The sequence below is a fragment of the Banduia mediterranea genome (assembly GCF_031846245.1).
Classification (GTDB): Bacteria; Pseudomonadota; Gammaproteobacteria; order Nevskiales; family Nevskiaceae; genus Banduia; species Banduia mediterranea.
On record NZ_JAVRIC010000040.1, the window covers coordinates 1 to 19499 of the forward strand.

Genomic DNA, 19499 nt, shown 5'->3' on the forward strand with positions numbered 1-19499 from the left:
TAATATCTACTGATCCTCCGTACTACGACAACATCGGCTACGCTGACTTATCAGACTTCTTTTACGTCTGGATACGCCGCTCGTTACGGAATATTTATCCTTCATTGTTTGGCACTATGGCCGTACCCAAAGCTGAAGAACTGGTCGCGGCACCCCACCGGCATGGAGGCACAGAAGAGGCAGAAAATTTTTTTTTAAACGGTATGACTCGCGCTATACACAATATGGCAGAGCAAGCTCACCCTAACTTTCCAGTGGCAATTTACTACGCGTTTAAACAGTCTGAAACCAAAGAAGACAGCACCACCAGTACAGGTTGGGTGACCTTTTTGGAAGCAGTGATTCAGGCAGGCTTTTCTATTGATGGCACCTGGCCAATGCGCAGTGAACAGTCGTCTCGTATAAGAGGTGTTGGCTCAAACGCCCTGGCATCATCCATTGTCTTAGTCTGTCGTAAACGCGCCGCCAACGCCGAATCCATTTCTCGCCGTGACTTCCAACGGCAACTGCGGGAAGAGATGCCCGAGGCATTAGAAACCATGATCGGCGGCGAGAGTGGCCAAACACCTATCGCACCAGTAGATTTGGCCCAGTCTGCCATCGGCCCCGGCATGGCCATCTACTCCAAATACGAAGCCGTGCTCAACCAGGACGGCTCGCGCATGAGCGTTCACGATGCACTGGTGCTGATCAACCGCGCCATTACCGAGTACCTAAGCCCGGATTCCGGCAGCTTCGATGCCGACACCCAATTCTGCTCCAGCTGGTTTGAACAATACGGCTGGGGTAACGGCCCCTTCGGCGAGGCCGACACACTCTCACGCGCCAAGGGCGCTAGCGTGGACGGCGTTCGTGAGGCTGGTGTAGTCGAGTCGGGAGGCGGCAAGGTGCGCTTGCTTAAATGGGCCGATTACAAAGCAGATTGGGACCCAACCACCGACAGCCGCACGCCCATCTGGGAAGCCTGCCACCAGATGATTCGCAGCCTGAACAATCAAGGGGAATCGGCCGCCGGTGAACTGCTGGCCAAGATGCCAGAGAAAGGCGAATCCATTCGTCAACTGGCCTACCACCTCTACACCTTGTGCGAACGCAAGAAGTGGGCGGAAGAAGCCCGCGCCTATAACGAATTGATCGGTTCCTGGCACGCCATTGTCACCGCCTCTCACGAGGTGGGCCATAGTGGTTCGCAAACCGAACTCGGACTGGATTTGTAAGGAGTAACCATGAGCTTGAAACCCTGGCGAGAGATTGCCCGCCCCCATAAGGACGTACTGGAAGGCACCTTTAAGCAGTCGGAGTTTGCTGCTGATATCACCCAGGTAGCCAATGGTACGGCAACGGATGAGTATCAAGATGCGGAGAAGTTTTTCTCCCGCACATTCATTACCGAGGGCATGCGCCTGCTGCTGATCTCTGTCGCACAGCGACTGGCTGGCCACGGTGGCGATCCGGTTATTCAGCTGCAAACCGCCTTTGGTGGCGGTAAAACCCATACCCTTCTGGCTGTGTACCACTTGGCGTCCCGTAAAGTCGGCACGGAAAAGCTCCACGGCATTCCGCCGGTACTGGACGAAGCAGGCATTCAAAGCCTCCCCCATGCCAAGGTTGCTGTCATTGACGGCATCAAGCTATCCCCCAGCCAACCTCGCAATTACAGCGGTATTGCGGTTAACACTCTCTGGGGGGAGCTCGCCTTTCAGCTGCTCGGTGAAGAAGGCTTTCGGATGGTTGCCGACAGCGACGCCGATGGCACATCCCCTGGCAAAGAGGTGCTGACCGACCTGATCCGCAAGGCTGCCCCCTGCGTGATTCTTATCGACGAGCTGGTGGCCTTTATCCGCCAACTGGAGCTGGGCAAACAATACAAGGCCGGCACCTTCGACAGCAACATCAGCTTTGTTCAGGCGCTCACCGAAGCGCTGAAGGCGGTACCCAATGCCATTCTATTAGCCTCGCTGCCTGAATCGGAACTGGAAGTGGGTGGCACCATGGGCCAGCGGGCGCTCAATTCCCTCGAGAAATACTTTGCCCGGGTGGAGTCGGTCTGGAAGCCGGTGGGCACCGAGGAAGCCTTTGAGATTGTGCGCCGCCGCCTGTTTGAGACTCCCGGCGAACGCGCCGAGGTGGAAGGTATCAGTCGTCAGTTCTCGGACTTTTATCGCAACAATGCCGAGAAATTTCCGGTCGAAACCCAGTCCAACGAATACTTTGAGCGTCTGTGCCGCTCCTACCCCATCCACCCCGAGATTTTTGACCGCCTCTATGAAGACTGGTCCACGTTGGAGAAATTCCAGCGCACTCGGGGTGTGTTGCAGTACATGGCCATTGTTATCCATCGCCTGTGGAACTCGGACAACAAAGATGCGCTGATCATGCCCGGCTCACTGCCGCTGGAAGACAGCAATGTGCGCAACAAGAGCATCCACTACTTGCCACAGGGTTGGGAACCGGTCATTGAGCGCGAGGTGGATGGTACCCGTTCGGCCCCCCACGATATCGATGGCCACCACACGCTGTTTGGTGGCGTTCAGGCAGCCCGTCGTACTGCCCGGACCATTTTCCTCGGCAGCGCACCATCCACTACGGATCAGATGATTCGCGGCGTTCAGGTCGAACGTATCCTGCTGGGTACCGTACAACCCGGACAAACTATTGGCGTATTTGAGGACGTGCTTAAACGCTTGCGGGATCGCCTGCATTACCTCTATTCCGACAAGGATCGGTATTGGCTGGATACCAAGCCCAACCTGCGCCGAGAGATGGAAAGCCGCAAACAGAACATCAGCGAGCGCGATGAGTTGCTGCCCATGCTGAAAACCCGCGTTACCCAGGTGTTTGGGCGCAATCACCAGTTTGGTGGCGTGCATGTCTTCACGCCGTCTGTCGATGTGCCGGATGACTATGGCACGGGCCCTCGCCTGGTGGTGCTGCCGACCAATGCCGCCTATAGCCGCAGTGAGACCAATCAGGCATTTACGGCCGCGGAAGAGATTCTGCGCAACCGTGGCGACCAGCCCCGGCAAAAGCAGAACCGATTGATCTTCCTGGCGCCGGATTACGATGTGGTCGGCCGGCTCAAGGAACAGGCACGCATCTTCCTGGCATGGAAATCCATTGTCACCGATATTGAAAATGGCAATTTGAATCAGGACCTCTCCCACCTGAATCAGGCCAAACGCAATCGCGATGGCGCTGAACAATCCCTGTCGCAACTGGTGCGGGAAACCTACAAGTGGTTGATTGCCCCAGTTGAGGAGTTTGTAAAAGGTAAGCCAGTGCTGAATTGGGAAGTGGTTTCGGTATCTCCCACAGCACCCAGTCTGATTCAGGCTATCGAAGAAAGACTGCGTGAAGAGGAATGGATGATCTACGAGTGGTCGCCCATCCATCTCCGCAATATACTGAACCAGTGGTATCTGAAGGGCGATGCGAAAGATGTTGGCGCGCTAAAGGTCTGGCAGGACTGCTGCCACTATCTCTACCTGCCACGACTGGTTAATGACAGTGTATTCCGCAATGCCATCAACCAGGGCGTTGAGACAGATGACTTCTTCGCTTTTGCCTCGGGCAAGGAAGGTGACCGTTACCTGGGCTTCACCTTCGGACGCGGTTCGATCGCCACTCTGGATGAGTCCTCGCTTCTCATCGATCGCGAAGCTGCGGTAGCCTACCGCGAGAGCACAGCTCAGCCGCCACAGCCCCCGCCGGATCCTGGCGGTATGGGTGGTGAGCCCGGAGGTTCGACAACATCCCTTGGCGGAAGTGGCAGCACAGTAACACCGCCGACAACGCCTGGTTCAACAGGCGGTACTGGTACACCTGCGCCAACCGCAACCAAAAAGCAGTTTTACGGAACCATCTCGCTTGATCCGGTCAAAGCCAAAATGGACTTTGCTACAATCATTGATGAAGTCGTACAACAGTTCACCGCCAAACTTGGCGTAAATGTTAAAATTTCTGTTGAGATTGAAGCGACCAGCCGGGACGGATTCGACGAATCCATGCAACGCACGGTCAAGGAAAATTGCAACGTCCTGCGGTTCAACTCAGCGGAATTTGAGGAGGAATCATGACCTCAGCAGCCGAAAAATCCCGTCCTCGCCGAGTATTACTGGCCATGTTCGCGGTCGTAATGGCCATCGGCCATTTTCTGCGCGATGTGCTTGGATTTTTCGCTGAAAGCGCCGAGACGGACTCTGAGAAAACAACCCCAGACTCTGTTCGTGGAGGCGTACTGAATTACCGAACCGGCAAACTCGACGACGGCACTGATGCCGCTGGCTGGTACGAAAAGGACTAACGCTTCTTACCCTTTGACAGCGCCATTTTCCCGATACTTCCCCCCTGAGTTCCCGCGTCCTGCGCGGGAGCCTTAATGGGGCTCGTCGCAGCATCAATTGACCGCCCCACTTTCACCCCCGCCCACGCCATCATCCCACTCCACAGCAGCGGCAATCCCAGATAGAGACTGGTTGTGATCATATTCAACAGCATGCGCTTGGCATCGTGTTCGCCGGGGTTGGCGAAGATCTGAAGGAAGACGTTGACGTCCGGGTACATGGAAAGAATCAGGTTCTGATCCACCCACATGGCCAGGTACCAGAGCACTGTCCAGAACTTGATGGTGAAGATGGCCATGCCGCCCACCACCATCATAGCAATCGAGTAGCGGGACAAAACCACCACCAGCGGCAACAACGCATAGATGCCCAGCAGCATAATGGCCTGGACCATGGGCAGTGATTGAAGCACGGCGGTCATAGTGACTGAAAACAGGGCCGATGCGGTGACCACACCACCGGTCGCCAGCCCGCCTTTGACAATATTTCCTGCCGTATTGAACAAACCCGAGCCGGAGGCATTATTGGCGATCAGCTCGTTGCTCGACCAGGAGGGTGGCGCATTGGTGAGAACGGTTTTGGCGACGGCATCATTTTGTTGTTCACTGGCCAGTGCCGGCGCGATAGCGACCACCAGACCGGAGAAGCCGGCCGAGGTGGCATCCGCCTCATTGATCAGCTTTTCACGTAAGCCGATGGCCCCATCCTCCCACCACTGTTTGCAGTAAGGTTTGCCCCAGGCTGGCGGAGTCGCCGGATCGTATTCCGTATCCCTGGCCGCGCTGTAAGCCCAGCCGGTAATTTGGTTGGCCGGGCGCAGTGTGTCGTAATAGCCTGCAGTTTCCCGGTAGACGTGTGCGCCCATCCAGTCGGGATCATCGGCACCGTAGGTGGTGAGAATGCCATTGATGGCCGCCGTGTTTGGTCGTTCAGCCTGGTATTTGGAGCGGGCCGGGATATAGCACTGGCTGAAGAAATCGCTCACCTCCTGCCGGAGTCGCGGATCAGCAATGGTGGCCAGGTGTGCTTGTTGCTCGAATGTGCGCATATCCGCCACGGTTGGGAGGCCTTGGACAATGGCGTGATTCAGGCCGGAGCTGAGGGCGATCACGCCGTACCACCAGACGGGAACATTGACTGTTGCGGCAGAACCCGTGAACCCGGTCGTGCCATAGGTGCTCTGTGGGGCCGCTACGGTCGCGGTTGTTGGCGTTGGATTCAGCAAGGTCGGCGGCGGAGAGTAGGACAAAGTACCGGCATTGAGTGGCGTGAGGGCAGCGGGTTGCCCGGCCAGCACAACCACCAGTAGCGCAATGAACAGCTCGATCTCCATCCGCCGCAGTGAGAGGCCGCTGGCATGGCCAACCTCACCGCCCTGCGCCGGTTCGCGCCAGTTGTCGATCAGGATGCCCAGAAACGGGAGATAGACGATACCGGTACTGACCAGCACATCCCACAGAATACCGTAGAAGGTCCAGCCAAAAAGGGAAGTAAAGAGCTCCAGATAGCTATCGACACTCATTGCCCTGCTCCAATGATCAAGCTCTAACCATCAGGCCAATGGCATTGACCAACACACCCTGCCCTAGCACCAATTCGAGCAAAACCAGCCAGGTGACGGCGCGCCAACGTAATCCTGTTAGTCGGGTTGCTTTGGCCCGGCTCAGGATCTCCGCATCAGCCAGCCACACAACCAAATGATTCCAACCAAAGGAAATGACAGCGATCACTGTCCAGCGCATTGCTGTCAGTGTCGTCCGCCAGGTATCGATGCTTTGTTGGACGGATTGCACGGAATCCGTTTGTAATCGGTGCATCAGGAGATACCCCACCAGGGCTGTCAGCAACACGGCCATGGTGGTGAACAGCAGAAAGTTTTTTCGCCTTGATCGGATGTTATTGAACACGCCCACCTCGCAACGGGTTGGGATCCAAGGTCGGCACTTCCGGCACGGTAAGGGAGCTCTGCCTTTTGGCAGCCGCTCGCTCCAGTAATGTAGCAACGGTGTCGGACACCACTTCTTTGCGTACACGGGTTTCAAACAGCAGGTTTTCGATTTCTTTATCGAGCTCGGCGATGGAGTTGTCGGCATGCTCGCGGGCCACTTCGGTGGCGTAGACCTCAGGGACTTGCCGCCCCGACAGCAGCAGACGTCGGGCGTACAGTGCTTTCTCGACCGTGCGCGCGGTGCTGATCTCGGAGACCAGGCGGCCCATGATCAGGCTCTGCTCTGAGGCGGGCATCTTGCGGATCGCTTCGATCACCTGACGGGTGATGGCCACGCCGGGGGCGGTGATCTGATCGAGATTGGCCAACGTGGGCGGTGTCGCGCCACTGACCAGATTCTGGATCTCGGTGGTGACGGTGGAGGACTCCTGATAGAGCTTCGGCAGCAGGCCCGTACCGGGAATGCTGTCCTTGCGGCAGGTATCGCAGGTAGTAACGATATTCTCGCCCACCACATCCACGGTCCAGTCCCGGGCTTCGGCGGGCGTGTTCCAGATTTCCGACAGACGGGTGGCCGATGCGGCCGGTACCGGGCTGGTGTCAGTCACGGCGCGATTCATATTGATGTTGTAACCGGCCTCGACGATGTCGCCGGTAAATTCCAGCACTGGCTGGCCAGTTCCTCCGGCCTGCCCACCAATCCAGGGCACACCATTGTCACCGTTAGAGGATTCCACCGTGTCTTTGGCAGTGACGGCATCATTGCCGCCGATACCCATTTGCACCTTCCAGTCGTTGCCTTTGGATAAGGTGATCAGATCGGCGTAGGGGTTCTTGCCTTGGGCAATCTCGGCCTCCATCTGCTCGCAGGATTTGGTGGCCAGCTGCATGGTTTCTTCGGCCTTGATCAGGGCATTCTGGAAGAGATCGTACAGGCCGGGGTTGGCTCGCTGCAGAATGAGTGCGGGTAACGACGCTATGGCGCTGGTGGCCGCTGCCGTCATGGCGTTCATCATGTTGTCAACGCCGGAGCCGATGTCGTTCAGGGTATTGGTGACCGCCGCCACCGGATCGAACTTGCCGCAGCTGTAGCCGAGTCCCAGTTGGGCAGAGCCTCCCAACGTCGTGGAGACCACAGCGGGATTGGCCGGTACCGAGACCGGTTCAGCGCCACCGATCTCGTAATACCACAGCCCATCTTCCGTGGGCGCCTGAGCGGCATAGCTGTCGGGGACAATAGCGACGGCCAAAGCGATCAGCAGACAGTGAATAGGGTTGTGTTTGATCATAGCGGGTAATTGATCCAGTTGATGTCGAACAGAAAAAACTGGCCTTCTTTTTCACAGCACTGATAAGGCCTCCACAGGTTCCAGGCGTAGTCACCTTCCTCATCTACGCGGCCACCACCCCAACCATTGGCGCTGGCGAGATCGTTGGTGCCAAAAACAGCGCAGCTTGATTCTGCTTTGGGGAGCAACATCTGCCACTCACCGGTGGCGGGATCGTCTTCAACCAATGGACCCGGCGACCAAACCCGCTGGTCGGAGCTGGAAGACGCTTCGATCTGATCGTAAATGTGCGGCTGACCGTCCCGGGTCACGATATCCCCGGCTCGCTGCGCATTGATTGCCGCGGCCTTGGGCTCCTCTGCCTGTGTGGTCCAGCCTGTTCTGGGGTAGACACCACCCCAGGTTTGCAGAGGCCAGGTGCCGATTTCCCGCATGCCGGGTATCAGGCTCGCTGGATAGAACATCTCCGGGATTTCCATCCGCCAGGAGAGCGCATCCAGGCTCGACATGAAATAGGGATAAAAGGAGGTGGTTTCCGATTCGCACAAATAGCCGGTACCCGCCAGGACACCCGACAGCGAACCTAAAGGATGGCCGATGACATCGATCTCCCGAAAGATCAGATTGCGATGATCCTTGTTGCCCTGCCCACCTTCCGTTCGATTCCCGGCGCTCTCGATGGGCACGGCCAACAAGCTGCCGAGCAGTCCTGTCGCGGCGGAACTTTGAGCAGCCCCAAGAATACTGCGGATCTCTGTCCAGGGATTGCTACCGAGTTCGTTGTAACTGCTCACCACCGCATCCGGCTGGTAATGACCAACTTTGATGGAGGTCTCGACATCGCATTCGTAAATGGAACAGCGCAGCCAAAAGCACATCCCCACCGGCATCCAGCGCATACAGCTGAGCGCGGCACTCGTGGTCTGGGAAACGATTTCCGTGGTGGAGATGGTTCCAGCATGGCTCATGAGGGGCGCCCACATCAGCAGGATGAATCCACAACGGCGGATAGCGCGCATCATGGTCGACCCTCCCCGGCCTGCCACTGCCGATACCGTTGGGTTGCCGTTCGAATGTCAGTGATGCCGTAAACCACCGCATTGCCATCAAAAACAATGGCCGGGTAGCGATCAATGCCGTACTGCATCGCCTGTACCAAACCGTTAGCGGCGTTTTCCAGTTCATGGCTGAGCTGGGTATCTATCCGTTGAAAGCGATCCAGGACCAACTGTTTGGCTGTTTCCGGGTCACTGGGCAAGTCCTTGGAGAGTGCTTGTTGAAGATGTGCTATACGCTCTATGTTATAGACTGTCGTATTTTCTGGCTCACGTAATCCAAGTTCTATATTCCCGACAAAAGCTTCAATGACAGGCCCTTCAGCATCGTTAGCTTGCAAATTGGTAATCAACCCAAACGCCACGATGACAGATAGCGCCACATACCAGCCTTTCAGTGAATTCCTATGATAGTCAGCCATTTCAAAGCGACTCCAGATGCCAGGTGTATCCCGACATCCTGCGGCCAACTTAGCGCTTATTAAACCGGAAATCCCTTCAAACCGAATCGTGCTTAATTCTTGATCACCTGGCAGCATCCCCTACACTTCTAATGGACAATGGGAGCCAGCTTGTTTAGCCCCAGCGTGATAGCTGATAGACTTGGCGCGATTGGAACTTTACTACCCAGAGAAAGGGCGCAAACAACTATGTACTACAGGCAGAAAGTGCTACTTGCCTTACTTGAGTCATTTGGCGGAAAACTGGCCAGCACTGATTTTCAGAAATACCTCTTTCTATACTCTCGGCTTTGCGAGAAAGATCGGAGCTACGAGTTTGTGCCCTACAAATACGGGTGTTTTTCTTTTCAATCTTACGCCGACAAATCCAAATTGGTTGCTTCAGGTTATCTGGAGGATGCTAAAGACTGGAAACTATCCGATTCATTTAACAATCACACTGCACAACTCAAAAAGGACGACGCCGGGAAAATCCAGTTATTTCACGATAAGTACGTATCACTCAAGGGCAAGAAGCTATTGCAGCATGTCTACCGAGGCTACCCGTATTATGCAATCAACAGTCTGGTTGCCAATGAAATATTAACGGCGGACGAATACGCGGCCGTACAAAAACTCAAAGCCCCAAAAAAAGGTAAATTATTCGCCACTATTGGATACGAGGGAATTACCGTAGAGGAATACCTCAATAGATTGATTGAAAATGATATTCGGCTTCTCGTTGATGTGAGAAAAAATCCCTTGAGCCGAAAATACGGTTTTTCGAAAACCAAACTGTCCGAGCTCTTAAATAACGTCGGTATCAGTTATAAACATTTACCTAAACTCGGCATCGTTTCCGACAAAAGAAAATCCCTGAAAACCTCCCAAGACTACAAAAATCTTTTTTCAAATTACGAGAAAACAGTTATTCCTGAAGAGAAAGACACGATTGCCGAGCTTTATGATTTTTATCTGGACTCTGCCCGCATTGCCATTACTTGCTTCGAAGAATGTCATACGATGTGTCATCGCCATAAAGTTGCAGATGCTGTTGCAGGTATTGCGCACAGCAGGTTCAAGGTCGTTCACCTATAAACAAATCAACCACATGGAAGTCGATGAAAAAAGAACGCGTGCTTATTACAGTCAAGACATACCCCACCATATCTAAAACATACAGTGAGTTGGTTTGTACCGCGGGTATTCGAGAAGATGGCTCATGGATACGAATCTACCCCGTTCCATTCCGTAAGTTGTTCGATAAGTACGACAAATTCCAATGGGTAGAGTTGGACGTTGTCGAAAACAAGAGTGACAAACGCCATGAAAGTCATCGGCTGCTAAGTCCGGATGCCATCACGCTTCAAGAAAAAATGGGCACAGAAAATAGCTGGCAAGAACGCAAGTCCTATGTATTTGAAAAAGGAGATGTCTATGAAAATCTGGATGAGCTAATCCAGCTCAATAAGTCAGGCACCCTATCTTTAGCTACCTTTAAACCCACAAAGATACTTGATTTGGTTGTCGAGGAAGTTGATCGAGAGTGGGATAAGGGAAAAATCGAAGCTCTCAAGCAGCAAGCGAAACAAGGCGATCTATTTTCCGATACTCCCGAATATTTTAGTGTCGTCAACAAACTCCCTTACAAATTTTCATACAGACTCCTCGACGATAAAGACAAAGAAAGCACAATGATGATTGAGGATTGGGAAATCGGCATGCTGTTTTGGAATTGCCTGAAAAGGCATCATGGCGACGAAAAGAAGGCGATACTCGATGTCAGAAAGAAATACATTGATGACTTTGCTAACACCAAGGACATCCACCTTTTTCTGGGTACGACTTTACAATACGACGGATGGGCGCAAAATCCCTTCATCATTATTGGTGTGTTTGCACCGCCGATCACACTACAAACCGAGCTTTTCTAACGATTCCTGCTATTTTCGATTCGTCTAGCCATCTCATAAACAGCCTCTAATTCTGAGCAACCTTTCTCACACATAATCGCTGCACGTTCAGCCTTCTCGTGCTTTTCAGTCATGGCCAGGGCTAGCGATAAGGCTGGCGGCACGTTGCGGAACAGCGCTTCGACCTTGTCGGCCAGGACGACTCCCTCCACGTATTTTCCCGGCTCCTTGCGGGCAGACAACAGCAGGTTGCGCTGTTCGTCATTGAGATCCTTGAAGCGGGCGATCTGCTCCACCTCCTCTTTCGGCATGACCAGGCACAGCCACCACTCCATCATGTTGAGCATCTTGCGGCTGGCATCCGGGAAGTCTTCCAGATTCTGGGTGGCAATCCAGAACCAGGCACCGAGCTTGCGCCACATCTTGGTGATCTTGACCACGTAGCGCGCCAGCAAGGGATTGGTAGTAATGATATGGCCTTCGTCAGTCACCACCAGCGTGGGCCGATCGTCGTGTTGATGACGTTCCACCAGGTCATTGATGTGACTCATCATGGACAGATAGGCAACAGTGAGCTGATCCTCGTAGCCTTCCCGGGCCAGCATCCCCATTTCGAGGATGGTGACATCGGCTTCTGGCCAGGACTGCCCCGGCCGGTTGAAGAAGTGGCCCGCCAGGCCCGAACAGAACAGCGCCATACCATCCCCCATTTCCAGGGCACGATTACGCCGGTGTTCGGGCAATTCCCTGTTGGTGGCGATGGTCTGGAAGGCGTTGACCACATCCTGGGTAATCACCTGGGTTCGACTGGTCTCTTTCACGGTTTTTGCGGCAAGGAATATGGCATTACGGATCAGCAGTCGGTCGGCCCGGGTCAATCTCGCGTCTTCGCGTTCATCGCCACCGGTAATCATGATCCGTGCAGCGATCTCCATTTCGCCGAGAATATCGCGACCGGCCCCTTCCTCCTCGATCTCATCATCTTCGTCTAACGTCTCCTCCATTGTGGATTCATCGACACTAAGCGGATTAAACGCATGGCGCCGATCCAGCAGTCGAAGCGCATCGGCAAAGGGCGGCAGGCTGACATCGACATTGGGGTTCAGGGTGATCTGGTTCACTGACAGACCGTGATGCGCAAAATGCTGCCCCAGCAACGAAAACGAAGCCCCGGCCTCGATGATAAAAATCCGTGGCCGGTGTCGTGCCATCATCTGCTGCAACAGATACACCAGCAGTGCTGACTTACCCGCCCCCGTCGGCCCGAGGATCAGCATGTGGGCGTTCTTCTTGCGGTCATCTCGGTGCAACGGGTCGAAAACCAGCGGTTCGGCACCCCGGTTGTAAAACACCAGGCCAGGATGACCGGTACCACGGGAACGGCCGTAGAACGGTACCAAATTGGCAATATGCCGGGAGAAGATCAGGCGCGAGCGTCGGCGGGATTTGTCCAGGTCGGCGTCGTAGGCCATGGGCAGGTTACGGATGTAACTGTCGAGCGACAGCAGGTCAGCTTCCTGGGCAATGGGCTGCAGACCATTGGGCAAAAGCAGCGCGTGGAGACGATTCAAATGGTTCCGTAGCGCCTTTTGATTATCTCCGCGCACATAGAAGGCCATGCTCACGGGATACAGCTTGTTGCCCTGCGCCATTTCCCGCTCCACTTGTTCCGCATCTTCCCGGGTGATCGACGCCTCAGCGGAATCGCCTACCGAAGCACGCTTGATCTGGGCAATGTGGTTGCGGGTGGTGTCTTGCGGCTTAAGGGTGAGTGTTATCGCCATAATGGTATGCTCAGGCAAACGATCGAACAGCGAATACACCTGATCCCCGGCCTGGCGCTCCGCTGTGAAGTGTCCGATGTCCGGGGCCCGCCGCAAGCTTTGGACGGTCACGAGGGTGTGCGGCAGTTTATCGAAAATCCAGCTCGAGGTTGCCTCGTCGGAGTGTGGCATCGACAGGGTCAGCTGTTCGGAAAAGTCATAGCCGAAGGGTAAATTGTCATCACCCGGATAGGGTGCCAACTGCAGCATTGATTCTGGATTACCGTCTGCCAGCGGTGGATTGGGATTAAACCAGCTCAGCAACCACTGATAAAACGCCTGACCATTGACCCGTTGGGCATTGATTCCGGCAGAGGTCAGTGAGGCGATCCATTTGGTGGCCACGTCATTGAGCGCCTCCTCCACTTCAACAGCGGGTGGCATTTTGCCATTGCTTTTCAAACGGCGGTAGAGCACAACGCGGATCCGCCGTTGCTGCCCCTGCCAACGCGAACCGGTGACGGTGGTATCGTCAAACAACCCACCCGGTCGGGAAATCGCTTGCAGGTGCTTCGACATCACCGACTGGTAATGTTGAGAGTAATCCGATGCGCGCACCGTCGGCGACGGATAACTGGCCAACGACTCATTGAATTGGGTTAGCCTGGGCTCGTCCTGTACATAGATCTGTAATACCCAGGGTGCATCGTCGCGCTCGGGAATGGCCTCGTTGATTGCCGTTTGAATGGCGTCACGCAGCTGGGTCATAAAAGCTGGCGTCCTTGCCTCACAACCGACCGGCTGCACCTCGAACAGCGCGCCGAGGCTGACCCCATCCTCTAACAGAAAAGCTCTACTCTCGGGAATGTATTCCATCCAAGGCAGCAAATCGGTAAACGACGGCGGTCGGGTATAGTGTTGTTTGACCGCGGCGGTGGTTAAGGGCGCACCCTCGGGAAGGTTAGGTTTATGTTTTGGCATCAGGCGTTCCTACTGATCCAACGTCGAGTGATTGGCCGCTGCGGACGCTTCACCAGGCACTTCCCCCGGTAATGCGTACTCCACCTTTTCATAAAAGGGAAAGGTGGTGACATAACCCGGCACCGGGGTGCGCTCACTGCCCGACAGGTGGGGAAAGATATACATCACCAGCGTAGGATTCGGCAGACGAGGAAATACCGTGTCGATTTCATTAGCAGCCTCTCGCACAAAGCCCTGATAGTGGTCGATACCAGATTGCGGTAACGGTTGACCACCGATGACTCGCCGGTGGTCTGGCTTCTGAACATCCACCATGTGCTGATCGTAAATGGACTTCATGGTCGGGCCGTCCTGCGGTAGTACTGTCTCTTTAGTGCTGGCGCAGCCGACCATCAGGGCACTAGTCCAGACCAGAACCAGTGATAATCGTCGCTTGTTGGAAAAGATTGGTTTCATGATGAAGTTTCCTGCCGTTGGAATGGAAATCGATGGGGAGTTCATGATCAACGTGGATTGCCAGCTCGACACCGGCGGGCACGAAGACCGCATCGAAGCTCTGTGCCTGACGCTCCCGTAACCACTGGGCGACTTCGTCGCTACCGCCGCTCAGGGTTTTGCCCAGTACGTATCTACCCGTCTCCCCGGAGACCACACTGGTGGCCGAGCCTGAATCATTGATCAGCGTTGTGGTTTCGGCCTGTGCTGCCGCTTCACCAGCCGCTTCGAGGGCCATCACGCCAATGCGTTGTGTCAGGAATGCGGGAGCGTTGGTCTTGCGTTCGCCCGTGATACAGGGGATACCCCGCGCATCGGAGATCCAGCCCAGCGGTCTATCGCTGCTTCCACTGGAACCACCCCGTTGGTTGTCATCGCTGGAGAGGGTCTGAATGGTGCCGTCCTCGAACACGAAGGTCACCGATTCCAGCTTCCCGGTCACACAAGAGAGTGTCCAGTCGCCAACAGCCGTTCCACTCCAGATCATGCCCTCAATACCGGGTATGCGCAGACCGTTAGCGGCCAGGTTTTCCTTGCCAGTAATCACCTTGAAGGGCATGGGGTCGCGCACCTGCCCCTGAATCGGCACCCTACCCACCAAGGCGGTCATACCGGTGGAGCCGATCAAAGTCGCGTTGCGAGGCACGGTGTAGACCGGCAGTGCGGTATTGAGGGCATCGGATCCTTTCGTTACCAGCGACTTCACTTCCGGACCGGCACTATCTAACGCATTACGGCTACCGCGAGTGAAGCGGTTGAGCAACGTCTCATTTTCCTCACCGGACGACGGTGAGAGCTCCAGGGGGTTGACCCACACCAGCGCTTCCGATATCGCTGCTGACGTGCTGACACCATCCAGACCGAGCCCGACCGGAATATCAGAACCCCTGGAAGACCGCTGTGTCGATGACGACCCAAAGCGGTTGGCCAGGGAATCCACCCTCGCCGTCAACGCGGAGATGGCCGACGTAGTTTCGCTTGGCGCGGCGTCCGTACGTTTTGCCTCCAAAGCTGTCTGCACTCTCGACAGCACGTTGTTTTCGATCTGCTTTCGGTCTTCGATCAAATCGCGGTTTTCCTGTTTGAGTGCGGTATTATCCCGGCGCAAGGCGTTGAGCTCCGAAGTCATGGCGCTGACATTGGCCGTCAGTGTCTTGATGGTATCCGCCGGGGTATCGGCATCTGGTTTCGGTGCCTGTGGCACGGCTTCCAACAGCTGGGGTTGATGGTCACTCGGGGAACAGGACTTCACCGCGACGAGCACCGCCATCAGCACAACGGAACCGGCAAGAAGTGGTAACAAACGATTACTGGTGACCATCGACATGGTGGATTCCACTCCTCTCTCAAAGCGCCACATCAAAAGGCCGCATCAAAGCGCCGATCCGACACCAGATAGACGGCTGTGGTATCGGCCTCACTGCCAGCGGGTAACAGGCGATTGTGCTGAAAGGTCGCCGCCAGCCATGACCCGCGCAGTTCGCGTGGATCCAGCACGACGGGGCTTTGGGTACGATTGATCAGCTTGACGGCAGTGACGTACCGCAAACCCGCCTTCCAGGCAGCAACCGGCACGGCTTCGATCTTGCCGCCCACTACCAGATCGACCGGTTCGGGGTTCACGGGTATGGCAACCACGCCCGGCTGCTGGGGGATTAGTCGTGTTGGCGCATAGAGTTGTTGCGCGGCATACCGGGTTAAAGCGGCATAACCCAAAGACTGTGATTGCTTGTCCGATGTTGACTGATCGGCACCGGCATCTTCCGACAATTCCTGCGGTGGCTTTTGTGATGCTTGGAGCAGTACCTGCACATCCGGCAATGATCCACTGTCTACTCCGCCTGGCGCCGCTGAAATATCAAGGACGTAGATTGGGCCGTCGGTTTCCGAGCGCACCATGACACGGGTGGGCTCAAAGGCTTGCCTGGCCAACAGGTATAGGGTGCCGTTGATGCTTTGGCTGCGCAGCAACGGTGTCAGTGACTGCGGCAAGCCGATGCTCACCGAATCTGGAAAGTGCACCAGGCGCTCTTCACCAACGACCAACGGAATTGCGATAGGCGCTTTGTTCCAGACAACGCGTTCCGGAACGTTCGAGGCCGCGTCATCGACTTGTGCAAAGGACAGCAGCGGGAAACACAGTCCGAGCAAAGCGATCCATCTAAATGGCGTAAAGAAATCACGAGGATTCATTGGGAGGATTCCTTATTGGTAATGGCGCCAGTAACGCTGGGTTCAGCCAGCTCGGCATCGGTTAATCGACGCGGGCCGTCACTGGCATAGCCATCGAGTGCCAGCCCCCAGGGATTGGCTTCCGGATCAATGGCCTGGCGCACTACGCGAATCGGGTAGCGAATCGTGGTTTGCTTGACGGTCATGCCTTTTACGGACTCCAGCAGATCCAGATCCAGCCAGACAATCCAGACATCGGGCGACAACACATCGACGCGGCGCTCCTCGTAGCCGTGCCCTGGCACCTCATGGACACCGCGCACCCGGTAGGCCAACTCGCCGCGTCGGGCTTTGAGCTCCATATCGGCGATCAGGTCATTGCGATAACGCGGTGTCAGGTAGGGCGAGATCCGGAAAATTGCGCTGCCGTAATCCGTTGCGCCGTTCTCGGGCCAGCGATTGAGTTGCTGAAAGATATAGAACGCAAAGGCATAGACATTCGCCGGAGGCACCTCCTCGGCCGCCAGAACAGCGCCCGACCGCAGATCGGGTGGCACATAAACCCGCAGCTGTTTGGGTGCCTGGCTCCAGCCGATCCAGAGCGCGAGAATGATCAGGCCTTGCAAGCCAATCACTACCCACAAAGAGCGCAAGTGGGACCGCACGTTATCGATTTCGAGTCGGTAGCGGCGCATAGTGCGTTCTCCCTATATCCCAGGACCCGCTACGTAGTACCCAGGGCGTGCGATACAGCCCCATCGTCTGCAGACGGATACGCAGCCATTGCTGGTAATAGCCTTCAGGCCGGCCGCGTTTGATACGCTGAAACAGCGTCGCCAGAGTGACCACAGTGGCCACCACACCGACACCGGCGATACCAAAACCCATGGTGACGGCACCCAGCAACCAAGCCAGTAACAGGCTGAGGGGCAGCCATATCACAATGGCCAGCCCCACAATCATGCCCAGCTCAGAAGAAGAGCAGCCTTTAAAGATGGCGGGCTCGGCATTTAGCCGATCCGCCAGAATTTCATGGTCGTTGGACATTCGCGTCTCCTACGGCAAGTTGATATTGACGCTGGCTGTTAAATAACGCCGGCCGCTTCTGTGAGCAGATAACTGGCGAAGATCAGCACGATCGCGCCGACAATCCCCAGCACACCGACTTCAGCCCACTCCGCCTTGCCCTGGCGAGCTTCATTGAATTTCGCAAAGCCCAGATAGGCGATCCAGAGAAAACCCAGCACTGCGATGGCCAGGCCGAGCACCAAGCCACCATCCTTGATGTAGCCCTGAATCAAGCCGATCCAGTCACCCGCTGGCGGCGCCGTACTCGGCGCAACCGGTGTCGGCAACGCCGCCCAGAGCGGCAGTGGGAGTAGCACCGCGACCGCTGCCGATAGCGACTTGCTGATAACAACAGACTTTTTGCTAAAACCGCTTTTTGTATTTGATGTGCCCATAACAAATGTCCTCTTCTGTAACGCTGATAAAAAGGGGAACCATCCCCGCATCCCACTGCGCTGCATCGCCGTTTGCCCTTACTGGACTTTCTCGGTCTCAACTCAATCGACTCACCGCAAATAGAAACCCAAAACCATCAACACAATGCTTGCCCGCAGGGTGCTCCAGGTCAGATCAAATAGCGTGGCCTGCCCCTCCTGCCAGGCCCGAAAAGTGCCTAACACCACCCAAATCACCCAGACGAACGCCAACACCAAAACCATCGACGCGATGGCCGTCAACATGGTGGCCGGGGTAACACTGGAACCGGCTTGAAAAGCTGTTTGTTGTGCGGCGTTCATGACGAGACCTATCGACGGTAATCGCCGCGCAATGGCGGAAATGAGCGAGGCTGAGCACGGGGAGAGTCGATGTGTGACTGGATGCCGTCCTTGATCTGCTTCAGGTCCTGACGCAGCCAGTCATAGCGAAATCGGATACGGGAATCCTGCTCGGCGTTGGCATCGGCACGCTTGATTAATGACTCGAGGGCATTGATCTCATGGATGACTTTGGCGAGCGCCTCGCGCTCGGCGTCTGCATCGCCAAAAGCCGTCGGCGTGACAACCAAGCCTATTATCAGAAAAGAAGGTAGCCAGAGATGGCGTTTCATGGCACTGCTGCTCCCGTGAGTTGTTATGGGGCATAGTGCGAGAATTAACCGGGATGGACGACGGGAAATCTATTCAGTGGGTGGTGTGGTTCTAAGATTCCCTGGAAAAACTATTTGAACAATTGACCTGTTCATAATGACGAATATTTACTCGAATGCCAATTTTTTCACATCCAAGAAAGGGAATTTAGTTTTTTTGCGGGATAGTATTTGCGATTGCAATGATAGTGACCGTCTTCGACCCTCGAGTAAGTGCTACGTAGAGGTCTTTCACATCCATTGTTTCTGCTTCAAGTACGATGGCGTGATCATACTCAAGTCCCTTAACAAGCAAGGTGGTCCCGATGAGCTTGTTATGGCGAATCGGTCTACCTGAGTATCGAAATTCACGCTGATATCGGTTGGCAGCTTCTATGAGAGTCACCCCTGGATTTTCCTCATGTGTACGCAGCACGCCTATCATTCTGTTTAAAAGGTCTCGTCGATAGGTGGTAACTTCAGCACGATCCCGGATAAGCCCTATCAAAACCAACATATCCTTACACGAGCCCGTCGCCAAATAACGATTCGCCACCTCCAGAATTTCGGGAGATCTTGTTGCTTTAGTTTCTTTCCCCACCTGCCCTTTTTTAGTTGCCGCCGTAAGAACACCATCAACCGCGTTGCAACATGCTTTGCAGAACTCAATCACATGCCGAAGTTGCTCTTCCGCCGACTTGGCACCGTCTATCTTTTTAACAAATCGATGTAGATCCCTCGCTTCGATTTCTTCTAGACTTGAAAATTTTCCGGCAAGGCTTTGTGCTAATTTGTGTGTCTTGTTTTTTGACTTCTGATCACCAGAATGAATGGCAATAACCGAATCCGTATTATTCAGGGCTTCATAAAATACATTCAGTCGCTTCCGATTGCTAAAGTCATTTAGATCCACCGAACACCTTCTTACTCCTTTCGGCAGCTGCCCAGTCAGCGGGATCTGTTTCC

General features: G+C 55.0%; 19 protein-coding genes and 1 pseudogene. 5 read left to right on the top strand and 15 right to left on the bottom strand.

Translation table 11 applies throughout. The annotated features are described in order from the left end of the window. The 3 genes from RM530_RS17770 to RM530_RS17780 all read left to right on the top strand — a co-directional run. A partial coding sequence (locus RM530_RS17770) for a DUF1156 domain-containing protein (protein ID WP_311366605.1) occupies window positions 1-1217 on the top strand: 1217 nt, incomplete at its 5' end. A 9-nt stretch (window positions 1218-1226) separates the two neighbouring features. Beyond that, window positions 1227-4076, top strand: a complete 2850-nt coding sequence (locus RM530_RS17775; protein ID WP_311366606.1) for an ATP-binding protein — start codon at window positions 1227-1229, stop codon at window positions 4074-4076. After that, window positions 4073-4303, top strand: a complete 231-nt coding sequence (locus RM530_RS17780) for a hypothetical protein (RefSeq protein ID WP_311366607.1) — start codon at window positions 4073-4075, stop codon at window positions 4301-4303. Before RM530_RS17775 ends, RM530_RS17780 begins: the two co-directional genes overlap by 4 nt. On the opposite strand, the gene RM530_RS17785 is transcribed toward RM530_RS17780, so the two are convergent. Genes RM530_RS17785 through RM530_RS17805 form a run of 5 tightly spaced genes read right to left on the bottom strand, consistent with a single transcriptional unit; the run spans window position 4300 to window position 9174 of the window. Further along, complete coding sequence (locus tag RM530_RS17785; RefSeq protein WP_311366608.1) at window positions 4300-5865, bottom strand: conjugal transfer protein TraG N-terminal domain-containing protein; 1566 nt, start codon at window positions 5863-5865, stop codon at window positions 4300-4302. The genes RM530_RS17780 and RM530_RS17785 overlap by 4 nt on opposite strands. 16 nt (window positions 5866-5881) lie before the next feature. Next, window positions 5882-6250, bottom strand: coding sequence for a hypothetical protein (locus RM530_RS17790; protein WP_311366609.1), 369 nt, complete (start codon window positions 6248-6250; stop codon window positions 5882-5884). Beyond that, window positions 6240-7580, bottom strand: coding sequence for an integrating conjugative element protein (locus tag RM530_RS17795; protein ID WP_311366610.1), 1341 nt, complete (start codon window positions 7578-7580; stop codon window positions 6240-6242). Before RM530_RS17795 ends, RM530_RS17790 begins: the two co-directional genes overlap by 11 nt. After that, on the bottom strand, window positions 7577-8602 hold the full coding sequence (locus RM530_RS17800; RefSeq protein ID WP_311366611.1) for a TIGR03756 family integrating conjugative element protein: 1026 nt from the start codon (window positions 8600-8602) through the stop codon (window positions 7577-7579). The genes RM530_RS17795 and RM530_RS17800 overlap by 4 nt, the downstream gene beginning before the upstream one ends. Next, window positions 8599-9174: a TIGR03757 family integrating conjugative element protein gene (locus tag RM530_RS17805; RefSeq protein WP_311366612.1), complete on the bottom strand. Its 576-nt coding sequence runs from the start codon at window positions 9172-9174 to the stop codon at window positions 8599-8601. Before RM530_RS17805 ends, RM530_RS17800 begins: the two co-directional genes overlap by 4 nt. 21 nt (window positions 9175-9195) lie before the next feature. Here RM530_RS17805 and RM530_RS17810 point away from each other — a divergent pair, with 21 nt between their 5' ends. Then, window positions 9196-10173, top strand: coding sequence for a DUF488 domain-containing protein (locus RM530_RS17810; RefSeq protein WP_311366613.1), 978 nt, complete (start codon window positions 9196-9198; stop codon window positions 10171-10173). 23 nt (window positions 10174-10196) lie between these two features. Beyond that, a complete protein-coding gene (locus RM530_RS17815) occupies window positions 10197-11009 on the top strand; it encodes a DUF8758 domain-containing protein (protein ID WP_311366614.1) in 813 nt (270 codons plus the stop codon). Here the strand turns inward: RM530_RS17815 and RM530_RS17820 are convergent. The 10 genes and pseudogenes from RM530_RS17820 to RM530_RS17865 form a co-directional block, all read right to left on the bottom strand. After that, window positions 11006-13732, bottom strand: coding sequence for a conjugative transfer ATPase (locus RM530_RS17820; RefSeq protein ID WP_311366615.1), 2727 nt, complete (start codon window positions 13730-13732; stop codon window positions 11006-11008). The genes RM530_RS17815 and RM530_RS17820 overlap by 4 nt on opposite strands. A gap of 9 nt (window positions 13733-13741) precedes the next feature. After that, window positions 13742-14188 (bottom strand): TIGR03751 family conjugal transfer lipoprotein, encoded by a 447-nt coding sequence (locus RM530_RS17825; protein ID WP_311366616.1) that lies wholly within the window; start codon window positions 14186-14188, stop codon window positions 13742-13744. Then, window positions 14133-15554: a TIGR03752 family integrating conjugative element protein gene (locus RM530_RS17830; RefSeq protein WP_311366617.1), complete on the bottom strand. Its 1422-nt coding sequence runs from the start codon at window positions 15552-15554 to the stop codon at window positions 14133-14135. The genes RM530_RS17825 and RM530_RS17830 overlap by 56 nt, the downstream gene beginning before the upstream one ends. A gap of 32 nt (window positions 15555-15586) precedes the next feature. After that, window positions 15587-16420, bottom strand: a complete 834-nt coding sequence (locus RM530_RS17835) for a TIGR03749 family integrating conjugative element protein (RefSeq protein ID WP_311366618.1) — start codon at window positions 16418-16420, stop codon at window positions 15587-15589. Further along, window positions 16417-17094, bottom strand: a complete 678-nt coding sequence (locus RM530_RS17840; RefSeq protein ID WP_311366619.1) for a PFL_4703 family integrating conjugative element protein — start codon at window positions 17092-17094, stop codon at window positions 16417-16419. Before RM530_RS17840 ends, RM530_RS17835 begins: the two co-directional genes overlap by 4 nt. Continuing rightward, complete coding sequence (locus tag RM530_RS17845) at window positions 17066-17446, bottom strand: TIGR03750 family conjugal transfer protein (RefSeq protein ID WP_311366620.1); 381 nt, start codon at window positions 17444-17446, stop codon at window positions 17066-17068. The genes RM530_RS17840 and RM530_RS17845 overlap by 29 nt, the downstream gene beginning before the upstream one ends. 38 nt (window positions 17447-17484) lie before the next feature. Beyond that, window positions 17485-17862 (bottom strand): TIGR03745 family integrating conjugative element membrane protein, encoded by a 378-nt coding sequence (locus RM530_RS17850; RefSeq protein ID WP_311366621.1) that lies wholly within the window; start codon window positions 17860-17862, stop codon window positions 17485-17487. A gap of 111 nt (window positions 17863-17973) precedes the next feature. Beyond that, window positions 17974-18204: a TIGR03758 family integrating conjugative element protein gene (locus tag RM530_RS17855; RefSeq protein ID WP_311366622.1), complete on the bottom strand. Its 231-nt coding sequence runs from the start codon at window positions 18202-18204 to the stop codon at window positions 17974-17976. Between the two features lie 8 nt (window positions 18205-18212). Further along, the gene (locus tag RM530_RS17860; RefSeq protein WP_311366623.1) at window positions 18213-18515 is read right to left on the bottom strand and encodes an integrative conjugative element protein, RAQPRD family; all 303 of its coding nucleotides are present in this window, start codon (window positions 18513-18515) and stop codon (window positions 18213-18215) included. 187 nt (window positions 18516-18702) lie between these two features. Continuing rightward, window positions 18703-19499, bottom strand: a pseudogene (locus RM530_RS17865) (hypothetical protein); the annotation flags it as partial.